Source organism: Nocardia sp. CA-129566 (assembly GCF_050956075.1).
In the GTDB taxonomy this organism is placed as follows: domain Bacteria; phylum Actinomycetota; class Actinomycetes; order Mycobacteriales; family Mycobacteriaceae; genus Nocardia.
Genome location: NZ_CP192085.1, coordinates 3372492 through 3386261, shown reverse-complemented (window position 1 = coordinate 3386261; position 13770 = coordinate 3372492). Strand labels below are relative to the sequence as shown.

Genomic DNA, 13770 nt, shown 5'->3' with positions numbered 1-13770 from the left:
AACGGGTCGGGCTGGCGTGGCGCGAGGCGAGCGATGTGGGTTGCCGCGGTTATGGCGTGAAGCGGATCTCGCTGTGTCGAGGTGGAGCTGTCGTCGCGTAGCGGACCTGCTGGTTGCCCGGTCGTGTGCGCTGCCATCGGCTGAAGCGCTGTAGGAGTACGGCGATGGACAGAGCACTGGTGAGTAGCGCCATCGGTTCGCCGATGCATTTTCGTTTGCCGGTGCCGAAGGGAAGATGGGCGGGGCCGAGAGCGATGAACAGTTGGTCGCCCCGACGCAGCGGGCGACCGGCCAGTTCGGTATCGGCCGCGACATTCCGGAAGATGAGCGGGAATGCCGGCCGCTGTGCCACGACGTCCTCGAAAAACGTTGTGAGCAGCGGCAACCGAGGCAGGTCGGCTGCGGCCGGTGCGCGGCTGCCCAGCGTCTGTTCGACTTCGGTCCGCAATTCGGCCAGTTCGACGGGGTTATCGGCGAGCCGCACACACGCCCACGCCTGAACGCATGCCGTGCTGTCGAAACCCGCCATCAGATGGCTCATCACCTGATCGCGTATCCGCTGCACCGGCAGTTCCGGACGCACCTGCAGTAGGTGGCCGAGCAGGTCACCGTCGCAGTCGGCCAACGCGCGCCGCCGGTCGATAATCGCGTAGACCTCGGTGTCCATGGCCGCGATGGCGCGCCGGTAGTCGGCGCCGCCGATCCGGAACCACTGCTTGCGCTGGCTGTCGAAGATCGGCTGGGCCAGTCGCACCAGGGTCGCGCAGTCGACGGCCTGGCCGAAAAGATGCTGTGCCAGCAGTTCCACATTGAGCAGTTTGAATTCGGTGAACACCTCGACGGCTCGGTCCAAGGGCCAATTGTCGATGCGGTCGTGCAGTCGGCGGACACTCTCGTGCGCGAGTGGCGCCAGATTCGCCGCCGCGAACGCGGGGTTCGTGTGTTCACGCAGGGTCCGCCAGGTTTGCGGATCGTTGACCGCGAACAGCCCTTCGTCGCCGGTCGCGTTGCGGATGATCCGGTAGATCGGGCCGCCCTTGTCGAATTGGCCCGCGCCGGTACGCAGCACACGGTCGATGAGGTCGCTGTCGGTGATCAGCCAGGACCGGCCCGGCAACGGCACCCTGACCCGCATGATCCCGCCATTGCGCCGTGCCCACGCGATCAGCGCGGAGGGAATGTCACGGTCGACAATCGCCCGTCTCCAACCGATCTCGGGTCGAACGTTTCCGGGCATAGCCATGCTGCTCCTGGACCGGATACACCGGATCTCAGGTTAGCAGCGCCTTGTCTGTCCGGCCCGAAAACCGCGGTTCATCGGCGCTCCGATGGCATGACGAGCCAGAACCGGACGCTTGCTCGAATGGGCCGATTCGCACGAGCACGTCGCCGCAGCACGGTTCGTCGAAAGCTGCGTTGGGCCTCGATCCGAGCAGCGAAGCGATGGGCCGCCACCCAGATTCGCCGCCTTGCAGGCGTGGACACCGCGACCCTGGCCAGTGCCGAGTGGAGCCGCTGCCCGCACACCCGGCCCGATGCGTAATGATGTTGTCCCGTGGTGGATTACACGATGGTTTTCGACCGTGTCCGGGGCTCGCTATTGGGTGGGGCGGTCGGTGACGCGCTCGGGTGGCCCATCGAATTCCTGCGGCTGAATCAGATTCGCCAACGGTATGGCGCCGAGGGGGTGCAGGGCTATCTGCCACAGCATGACGCGGCTGCGCCGCAGCAGGTTACCGATGACACCCAGATGACGCTGTTCACCGCGGAGGGGCTCTTGCGGTGCGCGCCGGGCGCCGACCCGGTGCCAGTGTTGCGAAAGGCGTATCTGCGCTGGTTGCAGACCCAGCGGCAGGACGTGCCCGCAGTCGAGGTCGACGGTTGGCTGGCGAGTCTGCCGTTTCTGTATGCCGCGCGTGCGCCGGGCAATGCCTGCATGTCCGGGCTGAGCCAGCAGACGCGGGGATATCTCGCGCCACACCCGCTCGGCGAAGCCGGTCCGGTGAATCCGGGGTCGAAGGGATGCGGGACGGTCATGCGGTCGGCACCGTTCGGCCTCGCCGGTATGGGACCCGACCGCGCGTTCACCGCGGCCGCGCGGGGTGCGCAGCTGACACACGGACATCCCACGGGATATCTGGCCGCGGGCGCGTTCGCGGCACTGGTCGATCGCGTGGTGAGCGGTGTCGAGCTGCCGATTGCGGTGCGGCAGACCATTACTCAGCTCACGACGTACCCTGCGAGTGCGGAAACGGCGGCGGCATTGAACCTGGCGGTCGAGCTGGCCGAGCAACCAGCCAGCGCCGAACAGGTCGAGCAGGTCGGCGCGGGGTGGGTCGCCGAGGAATGCCTGGCCATCGCCGTGTACTGCGCGCTGTACGCGGCTCGAACCGGCGATGTGCGCACGGCATTGCTGCTGTCGGTGAACCATTCCGGTGACTCCGATTCCACCGGTGCCGTCACCGGCAACCTGATCGGCGCCACCCACGGTTTCTCCGCGATGCCGAGGGATTGGATGTCCGAGGTCGAGGGTTGCGATGTGCTGATCCAAGTCGCCGATGACCTCGTCCTGAATTATTTCATCGGCGACCGGTCGATACTGGGTGACCGATACCCCTTCGATTAGGGACTTGCGCGAAGCCGAAGCGCCCATTCTCGTCCCGATCCGGAATCCCGGGCAAGAATGGGCGCACTGGCCGAACTCTCGAACCTATGACTGCTTGCGCCACTCCTCGACATTCATTCCGCCGACGCCCCAATCCGTCAGCGCGACTTCATCGATCACCACGAACGTAGTCGCCGGATCCTTTCCGAGCACATCACGCAGCAGATCGGTGACTCCCTTGATCAGCTGGGACTTCTGCTCCCGCGTGACACCTTCGTCGGTGACTTTGATGTTGACGTAAGGCATTATGCGGCCCTTCCCGAGATGAATCCGCCGTCGACGGGGAAAATGTGACCGGTGGTGAACGCGGCGTCGGCGAGATACAGCACCGCCGCGGTGGTTTCGCTCACCTCACCGATGCGGTTGAGCAAAGCCAGTCTGCCCGAGGAGGTTTCGTCGCCATCGCCGAACAGCGGTGTGCGAATGATGCCAGGCGCAACGGCATTCACACGGATCCCGTCCGCGGCCAGTTCCGCCGCCAGACTCGTTGTCAGCGCGTGTACGCCGCCCTTGCTGACCAGCGCAGCAGACGCGGGCAGACCCGCCAGCGCGTGATTGATCAGCACCGTCCCGATATTCACAATGCTCCCACCGGATTTCTGCGCTCGGAGCTGGCGTACGACGGCCTGCGTGGTGAAGTAGGTGCCCTTCAGGTTGCCATTGAGATAGCTGTCGAGGTCCGCCTCGGTGACGTCGACGAAGGGTTTGGCACCGAAGATCCCCGCATTGTTCACCAGCACGTCCACCCGACCGAAGCGCTCGACCGCGAGGCGGACCAGCTCGGTTCCCGTTGTGGGAGAACCGATATCGCCGACGAAGACGGCAGTCCGTTCCGGCGCGCCCAGTGTGTCCGCCACCGCGGCGAGTTTGTCCGCATCTCGCCCATTGAGCACGACGTTGTCGCCGCGCTCCACGAAGGCCCTGGCGATATCGCGTCCGATCCCGCTGGAGGATCCGGTCACGATGACCGTCTTTGCGCTCACCATATTCTTCTCTCTCTTCCTAGTGATACTTCTCAATACGACCGGTCGTCTTGGAATGGGTAAGCAGACTCCGGAAAAGGGCCGACCCGCTCAGGCCAGAAAGTAGTCGTCCAGCAGTCGACGCAGACACTTGTGCAGCGGCTCGAGTGAACGCTCGATCTTCATTCTGATCACCGCGCCCTCCCACGACTCCAGCAGCAGGTCGGCCAGATCGGTCGCGCCGATATCCTCGCGAATGGTGCCGAGTTCCTGTGCCCGACGCAGCGCCACCGCCACCCCGTCGCGCCAGGAATGCCAGGCACCGGCCAGAGATTCGCGCAGCACCTCACTGCCCTCCAACTCGCCGCCGAGATTCGCGATCAGGCACCCACCGGTGAACTCCGCCCGCACGAAGTCGTCCATGAGCCGCGCGAAGAATGCTCGCAACCCGACGATCGGATCCGTCGACGACCCGAGCGCCTCGGCCAGATTCCGCTGCACGCACAGCGAATGATGGTCGATGATCGCGCGACCGAAACTCTCCTTGCTGTCGAAGTAGTTGTAGAACGACCCCTTCGGCACCCCGACCGCATCCAGCACCTGTTTGATGCCGGTGCCGTGATAGCCGTGCGTCAGGAATCCGGCAGCCCCTTCCTCCACCAGAAGCTGCCGGGTGTCGTCACTGCGTCGCGGTCGTGCCATGGGATTAATATATGACCGGTCGTCTTGGAATGGCAAATCGGGGTCTCAGAGCGTCCGCCGCCATTCGGCGCAGTGCAGCACGAACGAGCCCAGATGCTCGGCCGCGAAGCGATCGGCATACCAATCATCCTGCGCGACAACCGAGGTCCACACATACGTCCACACGACATCCGCGCCGAGCACGACTCGTCGCAAGGAGTATTCATCGTCCTCGAAGGCGTCGAGCACCGCCCATTCCCCCGCATCGAGTCCGGACAGCACCACACCCCGCGCCAACCCACCCGCAGCGGGCACCAGCCCCGGATACACCCGCCCCGGCAACGCCGCCACCCGCCATCCGGCCAGTTCCCCGGCGACCAACTCCGGGCGCCGCCCGATCAACTCGACCAATACCTCGGGAAACTGCAGCGTTCCGTACACGAACAACCGATCGGCGTCCGTCATCGCGATCCGTCGTGCGGGCGCCGACCGCTCGCCCAACACGAACGCGCCCGATTCGTCCACCGGATCCCTGGAACTGCCCACCAGCGGAGGTTACGCCGCAGGGCACGCGGACGGCGGCTACCGCGAAATCGCCGCCCGCACGCGTACCGTGCCACCAGGACGCACTGCGAGAGGAAAGGCCCGCATGATCCGGCGCACGCTCGCGGCGGGGATCGCCGTCGCAACCATGATCGTCCTGGCAGGGTGCACGAACGCGGCCGACCGCCGCCCACAGGCAGATCGGCTACGCGCCGAGATCGGCACCATGCCGGGCGTCGAGAGCGTCACGGTCGACTATGCCGACGACCTCAGCCAGGGCACCCACCTGAACCTGACCATATCGATGCGCAAGGCTTCCGAGGCGCAGATCGCGGATGTAGTCGACTGCATCAATGCGATCAAGCGGCACGATTTCGACAACTTCCAGCAATCGGCCGACTTTACCGTCGGCGATCAACTGGAGCTGAAACTCGACGCCGCGTTGGATCCGGCGCGGATCGGTACTCGCACCCGCATGTTGCGTGAACTGGGCGCGAGTCTGCCCCGCGCCGCCGTCACCTGGTCGAGCTCGGCGATCGAGATCGAAAAGTCACCGCCCACAACGGATTCCCTAGCAGCGGTGCGCACTGTCCTGGGCGACGACGGTACCCAGGTCACCATCAGACCCGCGAACCGGGCCCCGGTGTGGACCGTCGACTTTCCGTTCAGCCCCCAGCAGGAACACGATATCCAAGCCCTGCTCACCGATCTCCCGGCCCCGGTTGCCTTCGTTCACGTCACCGACGGATATATCGCGAATCTCTCCGTCGGAGTGCACAGTCCGGACACTGCCTACCAGGACCTGACCGCCGTCATCGCCAGCACCCGGACCTCCGAACACCCGATGGACCTGCGTTGGAACTGGGGCAGCTACACGCCGGACAAGCTGTTCACCGGCAGCGTCAAGATCGCGGGATGCACTGAGCGCGACAGCGCCGCCGACACCCACCCGGAGAACTACCTCACCCCCGATGCCATCGCCCTCCAGCGCCGACTCCGCAGCGAATTCGAGACCTGCAACTAGCACCCTACTCCACGAGATGCGCGTAATCGGAGCGCAATTCGCGCTCGAGGATCTTGCCGCTCGGATTCTTGGGCAGCTCTTCGGCCAAGGCGATGTACTTGGGCACCTGGTAGCCGGCCAACCGGGCGTCGTCGACGATTCTGGTCTCGACATTGAGCGCCGCGCGACCGGCCGACCCAGGCTTGCTCAGCTGGTCTTGCGGACCGAGAACGGTTGCCAGCGGAGCCATTTCGGTCTGGCCGTAGAAGTTGGTCAAGCCGACCCCAGGCAGCCGTTGCGCGAGTTCGGTGAGCACCTCCACCGGCATGATGCTGGCCCCGTAGTAACCCTTTCGCAGCGAGGACAGGTCGTAGGTATCGAATTCGGGACTGCGCAGCAGCGAAACCCACAGGATGCTGGCCCCGTAGCTTTCGCAGCGAGGACAACGGTCGGTGGACAGAACAGCTTGGTGACCCGCTCCTGCTCGATGGTGTGCAGGATGGAACACCGCACCCGCACCCGCACCGGAGAATCCTCCGCGGCCCCGACACGCGGCCACCGAAATCCAGCATCCGAACACCCGCGATTCGCCAGAGTCGGCCGTCAACATTGCGACGCGTTGCGTCGTGAAGTGAAACCGATCGACACCGCACCCAACCCCGCCGTGGCACGGGCAGCGCCGACGAGCTTACCGAGAAGTGGGGCACGAAATACGGTGCGACCGTCCAGCTTTGGGAGAACGCGTCGGAGGAATTCATTCGTCCCTCGACTACGACATCGAGATACGCCGAGTGATCTACTCCACCAACGCCATCGAGTCCTTTGAACGCGCGTTACCGGCGCGCGATCAAGGCACGAGGGCACTTCCCGACCGAGCAAGTCGACGTTTGCCTGCATGAGCGCATGGTGATCGCTTGTCCAAGGGGCTTTGCTGGTGGTGGTCGCCAGATTTAGGGGGCGCGGAAGGCGTTGATGTTGCGGGTGCACCACTCTTCGAACGTGCGTGGGGTCCTTCCGAGTAGGTGACGGACGGTGTCGGTGCGGAAACCGACTGTGTCGGCGCGCATCAATTCGAATCCCTCGATGATTGCGGCGGCCAGTGTGGGGGGTGCGCCGTCGGGGTAGCGGGAGAGTAAGGCTTCCTGTGGTGTGGCCGTCTCGTGGACCTCGATGGTGCGGCCGATCGTTCGGGCGATGGCCGCGACTTGCTCTGCGACAGTGTAGGTTTGCGCGCCGGTGATGGTGTAGGTCATGCCTCGGTGGCCATCGTTGGTGAGTAGTTCGGCCGCTACGGCGGCGATATCGGCAGGATCGATCGGGGCATAGCGGCCCGGTCCGGTGGGATCGAGCACCGCACCGCCGGAGCGAATCGTCGGTGCCCATGCCAGTGCGTTCGTCATGAAGCCACCGGGGCGCAGCACGGTCACCGGAATGCCGGATTCGGCGACGATGCGCTCGCGGTCGCGATGCCAACGCCCCATGGCAGGCACGGGATCGCCCATCGCGTTGAAGGACGACAGTTGCACGATATGCCGGATCCCGGCAGCGCGCGCCGCGCTCACCGCACTCACGGTGTGCTCCGAGCCGATGCCCGGCACCAGTAGGAACAGTGTGTCGGCGCCGTCGAAAGCCGACGCCAGGGTGGCTGGATCGTCCAGATCACCGACGATCAGCTCGCCTCGACCGATATATGCGACACGAGCCGGATCACGAACGAGCACACGAAATTCCGCGCCCCTGGCATCGAGTTCGCCGACGAGTTCACGGCCGATATTTCCGGTGCCACCGGTAACAACTATCATCAGTTCTCCATATCGTTAGCCGTCTAACGAACAAAACGTTAGACGGCTAACGATCAGGCGTCAATGCCCGGCGACATGACAAGGAGGCCGACCGTGCCCGAATTCCTCGACCTACACGGCCGCAGTTCGAAGGTGCTGCGCGCCCTGGCCGATCGCGAGATGCGCACGTACGGACTACATCTGGGTCAGAATCACGTATTGGCCCTGCTGTGGGAGCGCGACGGCCGCACCCCGGGCGAGGTTGCCGCGGCGCTGAACGTCACCACCCCCACCGTCGTAAAGATGGCCACCCGGATGAGCGCGGCAGACCTGCTCGAGCGCCGCCGCGACGACCACGACAACCGCCTCGTCCGCCTCTGGCTCACCGATAAGGGCCGCGCCCTGCAGCAGCCGGTCGAAGCGCAGCGACAATCCTTGGAGGACAAGGTAACCGCCGATCTCACCCCCACCGAACGCCGCCACTTGATGAACGCCCTACGCAAAATCCACCGCACGGCGACCGAACTGCTCGGCGACTCCACACCCTGATCCCAGTGTGCACCGCGGGTCCAGTCGCGCCCGACGACCCGCCCTTTCAAGCCACGGCCGCCATCGGGCGTAACCCGACCTTCGAACGGCCGATGCTCACGGCGTGCGACTTCCCTCGGGGATAGGCGCCGATTCAGTTCGTCCCGGGCCGCTGCGATCGGATGATCTCCGCGAGTCGTGCGTAATCATCGGCGCGCGCCGTCGACGCACGAAACGCCAGACCCAATGTGCGCCCCGGTGCGGGAGCGGCGAAGTGCGCGGTTTCCAATGTGCCGCGCGCGGTTTCGGCCTCAACCGCCATCTCCGGGATCAGCGTTACACCGAGTCCACCCGCGACGCACTGGACGACGGTCGCCAGCGAGGCGGCGCGGGTATCGCCGACCGCGGCCGGATGCGCGTCGGCGGAGCGGCAGAATTCCAGGGTTTGATCGCGCAGGCAGTGCCCCTCGTCGAGGAGCAGCAGCGGCAGCGCGTCGAGGGTCGCCGCGGCGACATCGGTGCGACCGGCCAGCTCGTGGCCGCGCGGCGTGACCAGCACGAATTCCTCTGTGTACAACGGGATCTCGACCAGGCCGGGCGCCTCGGTCGGCAACGCGAGCAGTGCCACATCCAGCACCCCGGTGCGCAGGCCCTCCAGCAGGCGGGCGGTTTGGTCCTCGATCACCTGAGGAAGCAAGGCGGGCAATACCTTGCGCAACTCGGGCAGCAGACTCGGCAGCACATAGGGAGCAACCGTAGGGATGATGCCCATCCGCAGAGTGCCGCCCAGACTGTCACCGGTCGCCGAGGCGACGAATCGATCGGCCGCCTCGAGGGTGGCCGTCGCCTGCGGCAGCAGGCGCATACCCGCGGCCGTGACGAGCACTCGACGGGTGCTGCGCTCGATCAGCTGCAGGCCGAGCCCGTGTTCCAATGCGGCCAGTGCCTGCGATAACGTGGGCTGGCTCACACTGAGCCTGGCTGCCGCGGTGCCGAAATGGCGATACTCCGCAATCGCTACGAACGCACGCAGCTGCGACAGGGTCGGCTGATAAGTCTGATCAGTCACGCCTATCAGTGTAGTGCGACTGATCACGTTTACCTTTCACCGGCCTTTGGGCAAGATCACCCGTGAGCTTTTCGATCCACTCGCTCTAGCAACCCGACTGACGAGGAGACAAGCATGGCTTTGCTGACCATCGGCGACCAATTCCCGGCATACAACCTCACCGCGGTGATCGGCGGTGACCTGTCGAAGGTCGACGCTCAGCAGCCTGACGACTACTTCACCCGGATCACCTCCGACGACCACGCCGGCAAGTGGCGCATCGTCTTCTTCTGGCCCAAGGACTTCACCTTCGTGTGCCCGACCGAGATCGCCGCCTTCGGCAAGCTCAACGAGGAGTTCGAGGACCGCGACGCGCAGGTGCTCGGAGCCTCGGTCGATAACGAGTTCGTGCACTTCCAGTGGCGCGCCCAGCACGAGGATCTCAAGACCCTCCCGTTCCCGATGCTGAGCGACCTCAAGCGTGAATTGGCCTCCGCCACAGGCGTTCTCAATGCCGACGGTGTCGCCGACCGCGCCACCTTCATCATCGACCCGAACAACGAGATCCAGTTCGTCTCGGTGACCGCGGGTTCGGTCGGCCGCAATGTCGACGAGGTGCTGCGCGTGCTCGACGCACTGCAGTCCGACGAGCTGTGCGCCTGCAACTGGAAGAAGGGCGATCCGACCATCAACGCGGGCGAACTGCTCGCCGCGAGCGTCTGAGCACTATCCGAAACACCTGAAAACCCCGAACGAGAAGAGGATTCGCCGAATGAGCATTGAGACCCTGAAGAACTCCCTTCCCGAGTACGCAAAGGACCTCAAGCTCAATCTGTCGTCCATCGCACGCACCACCGTGCTGAACGACCAGCAGCTGTGGGGCACCCTGCTGGCGTCGGCGGCCGCTACCCGGTCGGCGACGACGCTGCGTGAGATCGCCGAGGAGGCCGCGGACAACCTGTCGGCGCAGGCCTACAACGGCGCACTCGGCGCCGCCTCGATCATGGGCATGAACAATGTGTTCTACCGGGGCAAGGCGTTTCTCGAGGGCCGCTACGACGACCTGCGTGCCGGTCTGCGGATGAACATCATCGGCAATCCGGGCGTGGACAAGGCCGATTTCGAGCTGTGGTCGTTCGCGGTCTCCTCGATCAACGGCTGCGCCCACTGCCTGGAAGCACATGAGAAGACGCTGCGCGAGGCGGGCGTATCACGCGAGGTGATCTTCGAATCGCTGCGCGCGGCCGCGATCGTGGCCGGTGTCGGCCAGGCCGTACAGTCCACGGAGGCGCTGGCCGCCGCCGCGGTCTGATATTTCGTCACGCGAGCAGCGGCTCCGCCCGAAAGGGCGGAGCCGCTGCCGTTTCCGCGTCGACCGGTAGATGTCGGAGCGGCTCGTTAACCTGTCCGCGATACGCACCTCGTGAACAAGGGAGACGGGCCGATGGCTGTCCGCACGCCGCCGACCGATGCGGACATCTGGGTGGTACCCACCGCCTGGTGGCCGAAAACCGATCCATTTCGGGGACGCTGCCCCATGGCTGGTGTTACCGTGAATATGACTGCGGCACAGTCGATCTCCGACAGACTGGCGCATTCCGCGGAGAGTATCCGCGCCGTCCTGAGCCACTCCGGCTCACACCGGGTGCTCGCCCAGCGGGGCGCACAGTACTTGTCCCGGCCGGGCACCGATCCGCTCGGTGCGGCCGTCTGTGCCGCGATCGGCATGGACGCGAAGCTGTTGGATGCCGCCGACCTCGGCCGCTACTACGACGACCACACGGATCTGGCCGACTATCTCGTCGCCACCCACGGCCTCGGGTTCGCCGTCTCGACCGTGGCCGCGCTCACCGGCGTCTACGCGGAGTCGCAGTCGTCGAACATGTGGAGCGGACAGTCCGGTCCAACCGCCTACCGGGTGGCGGGTCGACCCTGCGATCCGCCCGCCACCCTGGTCCGGCGGTTGCGCACGCTGCTGGCCGCGGCCGGTGAGATGGACTATGCCGACGCCCTCGACCAGGCGCGACAGTTGCGGCGCGGGACGCTATCGATCCGGCTGCTGACCTCCTACCTGTTCCCTACCGAACAGCACTGGGTAACAACCGATCTCGCCGATCCGCAACTCACCGATAGTTTCGGCTCGACCTTCCTGCTCGCCTCGGTGACCGATCCGGCGCACGCGCACCGCATCATCGATCTGCTCGGCTGGCAATGGCACCAGCTGCGCGACAACAAGTCGCTGCTCTACAGTCTCGCGGCCCATCTGGGCCCCGACGCGGCTCCCGTGCTCATCCGGCTCTATGAGCAAGGTCGAGGCAATAGCTCCGCGCCGGGCCTGGACACCGTATCTCGCCTGCTCGCCCATCTTCCCAGTGACACCGCGCTGGACTTCCTGGCCGAGCACTCGTGGCGAATCTCCACAGCGGCGACGCTGCTCGCGTCCACCAAACGGTTTCCGGCTCGTGCCATGCGCGTGCTCGCTGCACGGACCACGCGCCACCAGAGCGTCGACGACTTCCGCCAGCACATCCGACGCCATCCGGAACTCGCCGCCGCCATGCGTGCGGAACTGCCCGAATCCGCGCGACAGCTGGTCGTCGAAAACCTGCCCGGCGTGACGATCAATACCACCCCCGCTGAGGTGATACCGGCGATCCTGCGTGACCCGCCATGGGATCGACTGCGCCGCAAGCAGACTCCCACCATCACCCTCGAAGCGCCGACAGCCGTGCGGGTTTCGTGGCGCAATGGCGAGCGGGAGCACTGGCTCAACCGGCGCACCACACTCACCGAAGGCGAGGTCCATCGGCGTCTGAACAATGCCGCATCCGATCCCAGCCACGTCGGCGACTGGCTGCTGCAGGCGTTGGCCCAGGTCGATCTCGCGGTCGCCGAGGCGCACCTGCGCACCGAGTACACCGGGTGGTCGCTCTGGTCCATCGATGGATTGATGGCGGTTGCGGCCGCCCATGGTGCGGCGGCCAACGACCTCGTTCTCGGTGCGGTCGTGGAGGACCCGCGCGAGCTCGCCGCCGCAATCGCGCCCTTCGAAAGCCGAACCGCCGCGGCACTTGTGGTCGACTGGCTGGGGTTGCGCTCGCGCCGAAGGATCGCGCTGGATTGGCTGCGTCGCCATCCCACCTATGCCGCCACCGCAGTCATACCGGGCGCGCTCGGCAAGGCACGCAAGGCAAGACGTACACATACCGCTGCCTTGCGCACACTTGCCGGCCTCGGGCATACCGATACGATCATGGCCGCCGCGGATGCTTTTGGTGTCACCGCTGCCGTGCGCGAGCTGCTGGACGTGGATCCCGCCGAGATCGTTCCCGCCCGGACTCCCGTCCTCCCGCAATGGTTGTCGATTCTGGAACTGCCGCCGATCATGTTGACGCGTGGCCATGCACTGCCCCCACGCGAAGTCGCCACTCTCGTTACTTACCTGATGCTGTCCGAGCCAGGCGAACCGCATGGTGCGCTGGCGCGCATTCGCGAGCATTGCGACACTTCGACTCTCGCAGCCGCAACCGGTGCGATCTTCGAGCAGTGGATCAATGCGAGCGCGCGCTGGAAGGACACCTGGGTCTGGGAGGCATTGGCGGCCTTCGGAAATGACGACACCGTCGCCGAGCTGCTGCCGAAGATCACCTGGGACACCGGTAGGGACAACGCGCTGGACGTCCTCGCCGCCATCGGCTCGGATTATGCCCTGTCGGCACTGATCAAGATAAGCGAGCAGGGGCGAAACGCCGCGCTCCGGTCGGCGGCACAGCTTCGAGCCACCGAGCTGGCCGAGGAAATGGGGTTGACCGACGATCAGCTCGCGGACCGGATGGTTCCCGATCTCGGTCGGCCGAAAACTCCATCGACCTCGCCGTCGTAGTCGGCATCCACGGCCTACACCACCTCGGTACCGACGCGACCGCCGCCTGGTCGGCCGTGCTGGCCGATCACCAACTGCGGCAACCATTTCCACGGATCGACCGGGAAGTCCACTCCGGCGAACCCGCCCTGCTGACCAGTTTCGTCGGTCCTCGTCCCCGAGCCGGCCACCGTCCCACTGCGACGCATCCACGGACGCACCAACCGCGGCTGGCATCCGCCGGAGCGCGACAACGGCGGGCGCATCGACACATTCGAGACGCGGCTCCCAGACGACCGGCTCTTCTACATCGGCGTGGATCCGGTATGGAGCCGTTCGAACCGGTCGCCCGGTACACGAACTCATCTGCGCCACCCCGGCGGGCGCTACCTTCGGCGACCTGAGCCAGGTCACCCGGTCGCAGATTCTGCGCGATATCGCCCGGCTGTGTGCACCCCTTTGAACACCGACGCCCCTGCCTCACGGGACAGGGCACCCACCTCGATCGACCAACCCGGCAGGGCGGCGATTTTGTTGGGCCCCAACAGGCAGGACAGCACGCCGAGTCCGGAAACATGGTTCAGCAGGAAGCCGAACAGCGGCTGGGGAAATTAGGACATAACCGGCAAATCGGCACGTCGAAAGTGTATTTGTCCCAGACGCAGAGCGGCCGATGAGGTCATGGGATCACCGGCGC

14 protein-coding genes and 2 pseudogenes are annotated in these 13770 nt (G+C 65.4%); 7 read left to right on the top strand and 9 right to left on the bottom strand.

The window, feature by feature from the left end; translation table 11 throughout:
* Positions 1-49: 49 nt before the first annotated feature.
* Entirely contained in the window at positions 50-1243 is a 1194-nt protein-coding gene (locus tag ACQP0C_RS14555) for a cytochrome P450 (protein WP_433733447.1), read from the bottom strand.
* Positions 1244-1570: 327 nt separating this feature from the next.
* On the opposite strand from ACQP0C_RS14555, the gene ACQP0C_RS14550 reads away from it, so the two are divergent.
* Positions 1571-2626 (top strand): ADP-ribosylglycohydrolase family protein, encoded by a 1056-nt coding sequence (locus tag ACQP0C_RS14550; protein WP_433733446.1) that lies wholly within the window; start codon positions 1571-1573, stop codon positions 2624-2626.
* Between the two features lie 84 nt (positions 2627-2710).
* Here the strand turns inward: ACQP0C_RS14550 and ACQP0C_RS14545 are convergent, their stop codons facing one another.
* The 4 genes from ACQP0C_RS14545 to ACQP0C_RS14530 form a co-directional block, all read right to left on the bottom strand.
* Complete coding sequence (locus ACQP0C_RS14545; protein WP_433733445.1) at positions 2711-2911, bottom strand: tautomerase family protein; 201 nt, start codon at positions 2909-2911, stop codon at positions 2711-2713.
* Positions 2911-3651 carry an SDR family NAD(P)-dependent oxidoreductase gene (locus ACQP0C_RS14540; protein ID WP_433733444.1) on the bottom strand — a complete coding sequence of 247 codons (741 nt, stop codon included), beginning with the start codon at positions 3649-3651 and terminating at the stop codon, positions 2911-2913. The genes ACQP0C_RS14545 and ACQP0C_RS14540 overlap by 1 nt, the downstream gene beginning before the upstream one ends.
* 87 nt (positions 3652-3738) lie before the next feature.
* Positions 3739-4329, bottom strand: coding sequence for a TetR family transcriptional regulator C-terminal domain-containing protein (locus ACQP0C_RS14535; protein WP_433733443.1), 591 nt, complete (start codon positions 4327-4329; stop codon positions 3739-3741).
* Between the two features lie 45 nt (positions 4330-4374).
* Entirely contained in the window at positions 4375-4854 is a 480-nt protein-coding gene (locus tag ACQP0C_RS14530) for a gamma-glutamylcyclotransferase family protein (RefSeq protein ID WP_433733442.1), read from the bottom strand.
* 103 nt (positions 4855-4957) lie between these two features.
* On the opposite strand from ACQP0C_RS14530, the gene ACQP0C_RS14525 reads away from it, so the two are divergent.
* On the top strand, positions 4958-5875 hold the full coding sequence (locus ACQP0C_RS14525; protein WP_433733441.1) for a hypothetical protein: 918 nt from the start codon (positions 4958-4960) through the stop codon (positions 5873-5875).
* A 127-nt stretch (positions 5876-6002) separates the two neighbouring features.
* On the opposite strand, the pseudogene ACQP0C_RS14520 reads toward ACQP0C_RS14525, so the two are convergent.
* Positions 6003-6358, bottom strand: a pseudogene (locus tag ACQP0C_RS14520) (AMP-binding protein); the annotation flags it as partial.
* 82 nt (positions 6359-6440) lie between these two features.
* Here ACQP0C_RS14520 and ACQP0C_RS14515 point away from each other — a divergent pair.
* Positions 6441-6751 (top strand): annotated as a pseudogene (locus tag ACQP0C_RS14515) (transposase); the annotation flags it as partial.
* Between the two features lie 53 nt (positions 6752-6804).
* Here ACQP0C_RS14515 and ACQP0C_RS14510 read toward each other — a convergent pair.
* Positions 6805-7656 (bottom strand): NAD(P)H-binding protein, encoded by an 852-nt coding sequence (locus tag ACQP0C_RS14510; protein WP_433733440.1) that lies wholly within the window; start codon positions 7654-7656, stop codon positions 6805-6807.
* 93 nt (positions 7657-7749) lie between these two features.
* Here ACQP0C_RS14510 and ACQP0C_RS14505 point away from each other — a divergent pair, with 93 nt between their 5' ends.
* Positions 7750-8184 (top strand): MarR family winged helix-turn-helix transcriptional regulator, encoded by a 435-nt coding sequence (locus ACQP0C_RS14505; protein ID WP_433733439.1) that lies wholly within the window; start codon positions 7750-7752, stop codon positions 8182-8184.
* 133 nt (positions 8185-8317) lie between these two features.
* Here the strand turns inward: ACQP0C_RS14505 and ACQP0C_RS14500 are convergent, their stop codons facing one another.
* Positions 8318-9232, bottom strand: coding sequence for a hydrogen peroxide-inducible genes activator (locus ACQP0C_RS14500; protein WP_433733438.1), 915 nt, complete (start codon positions 9230-9232; stop codon positions 8318-8320).
* Positions 9233-9346: 114 nt separating this feature from the next.
* On the opposite strand from ACQP0C_RS14500, the gene ACQP0C_RS14495 reads away from it, so the two are divergent.
* The 3 genes from ACQP0C_RS14495 (at position 9347) to ACQP0C_RS14485 (ending at position 13094) form a co-directional block, all read left to right on the top strand.
* Positions 9347-9934: a peroxiredoxin gene (locus tag ACQP0C_RS14495; protein ID WP_040692624.1), complete on the top strand. Its 588-nt coding sequence runs from the start codon at positions 9347-9349 to the stop codon at positions 9932-9934.
* 49 nt (positions 9935-9983) lie between these two features.
* Positions 9984-10523, top strand: a complete 540-nt coding sequence (locus tag ACQP0C_RS14490) for a carboxymuconolactone decarboxylase family protein (RefSeq protein WP_433733437.1) — start codon at positions 9984-9986, stop codon at positions 10521-10523.
* A 132-nt stretch (positions 10524-10655) separates the two neighbouring features.
* Complete coding sequence (locus ACQP0C_RS14485) at positions 10656-13094, top strand: hypothetical protein (protein ID WP_433733436.1); 2439 nt, start codon at positions 10656-10658, stop codon at positions 13092-13094.
* Between the two features lie 14 nt (positions 13095-13108).
* Here the strand turns inward: ACQP0C_RS14485 and ACQP0C_RS14480 are convergent, their stop codons facing one another.
* Entirely contained in the window at positions 13109-13339 is a 231-nt protein-coding gene (locus tag ACQP0C_RS14480; RefSeq protein ID WP_433733435.1) for a hypothetical protein, read from the bottom strand.
* Positions 13340-13770 lie beyond the last annotated feature (431 nt).

What these genes read in the sequence shown, in the direction of transcription:
- ACQP0C_RS14510 (WP_433733440.1), bottom strand. Translation starts at nt 7,656, where the DNA reads ATGATAGTTGTTACCGGTGGCACCGGAAATATCGGCCGTGAACTCGTC.
- ACQP0C_RS14540 (WP_433733444.1), bottom strand. Translation starts at nt 3,651, where the DNA reads ATGGTGAGCGCAAAGACGGTCATCGTGACCGGATCCTCCAGCGGGATC.
- ACQP0C_RS14480 (WP_433733435.1), bottom strand. Translation starts at nt 13,339, where the DNA reads ATGCGCCCGCCGTTGTCGCGCTCCGGCGGATGCCAGCCGCGGTTGGTG.
- ACQP0C_RS14545 (WP_433733445.1), bottom strand. Translation starts at nt 2,911, where the DNA reads ATGCCTTACGTCAACATCAAAGTCACCGACGAAGGTGTCACGCGGGAG.
- ACQP0C_RS14485 (WP_433733436.1), top strand. Translation starts at nt 10,656, where the DNA reads ATGGCTGTCCGCACGCCGCCGACCGATGCGGACATCTGGGTGGTACCC.
- ACQP0C_RS14495 (WP_040692624.1), top strand. Translation starts at nt 9,347, where the DNA reads ATGGCTTTGCTGACCATCGGCGACCAATTCCCGGCATACAACCTCACC.
- ACQP0C_RS14550 (WP_433733446.1), top strand. Translation starts at nt 1,571, where the DNA reads ATGGTTTTCGACCGTGTCCGGGGCTCGCTATTGGGTGGGGCGGTCGGT.
- ACQP0C_RS14525 (WP_433733441.1), top strand. Translation starts at nt 4,958, where the DNA reads ATGATCCGGCGCACGCTCGCGGCGGGGATCGCCGTCGCAACCATGATC.
- ACQP0C_RS14555 (WP_433733447.1), bottom strand. Translation starts at nt 1,243, where the DNA reads ATGGCTATGCCCGGAAACGTTCGACCCGAGATCGGTTGGAGACGGGCG.
- ACQP0C_RS14490 (WP_433733437.1), top strand. Translation starts at nt 9,984, where the DNA reads ATGAGCATTGAGACCCTGAAGAACTCCCTTCCCGAGTACGCAAAGGAC.
- ACQP0C_RS14535 (WP_433733443.1), bottom strand. Translation starts at nt 4,329, where the DNA reads ATGGCACGACCGCGACGCAGTGACGACACCCGGCAGCTTCTGGTGGAG.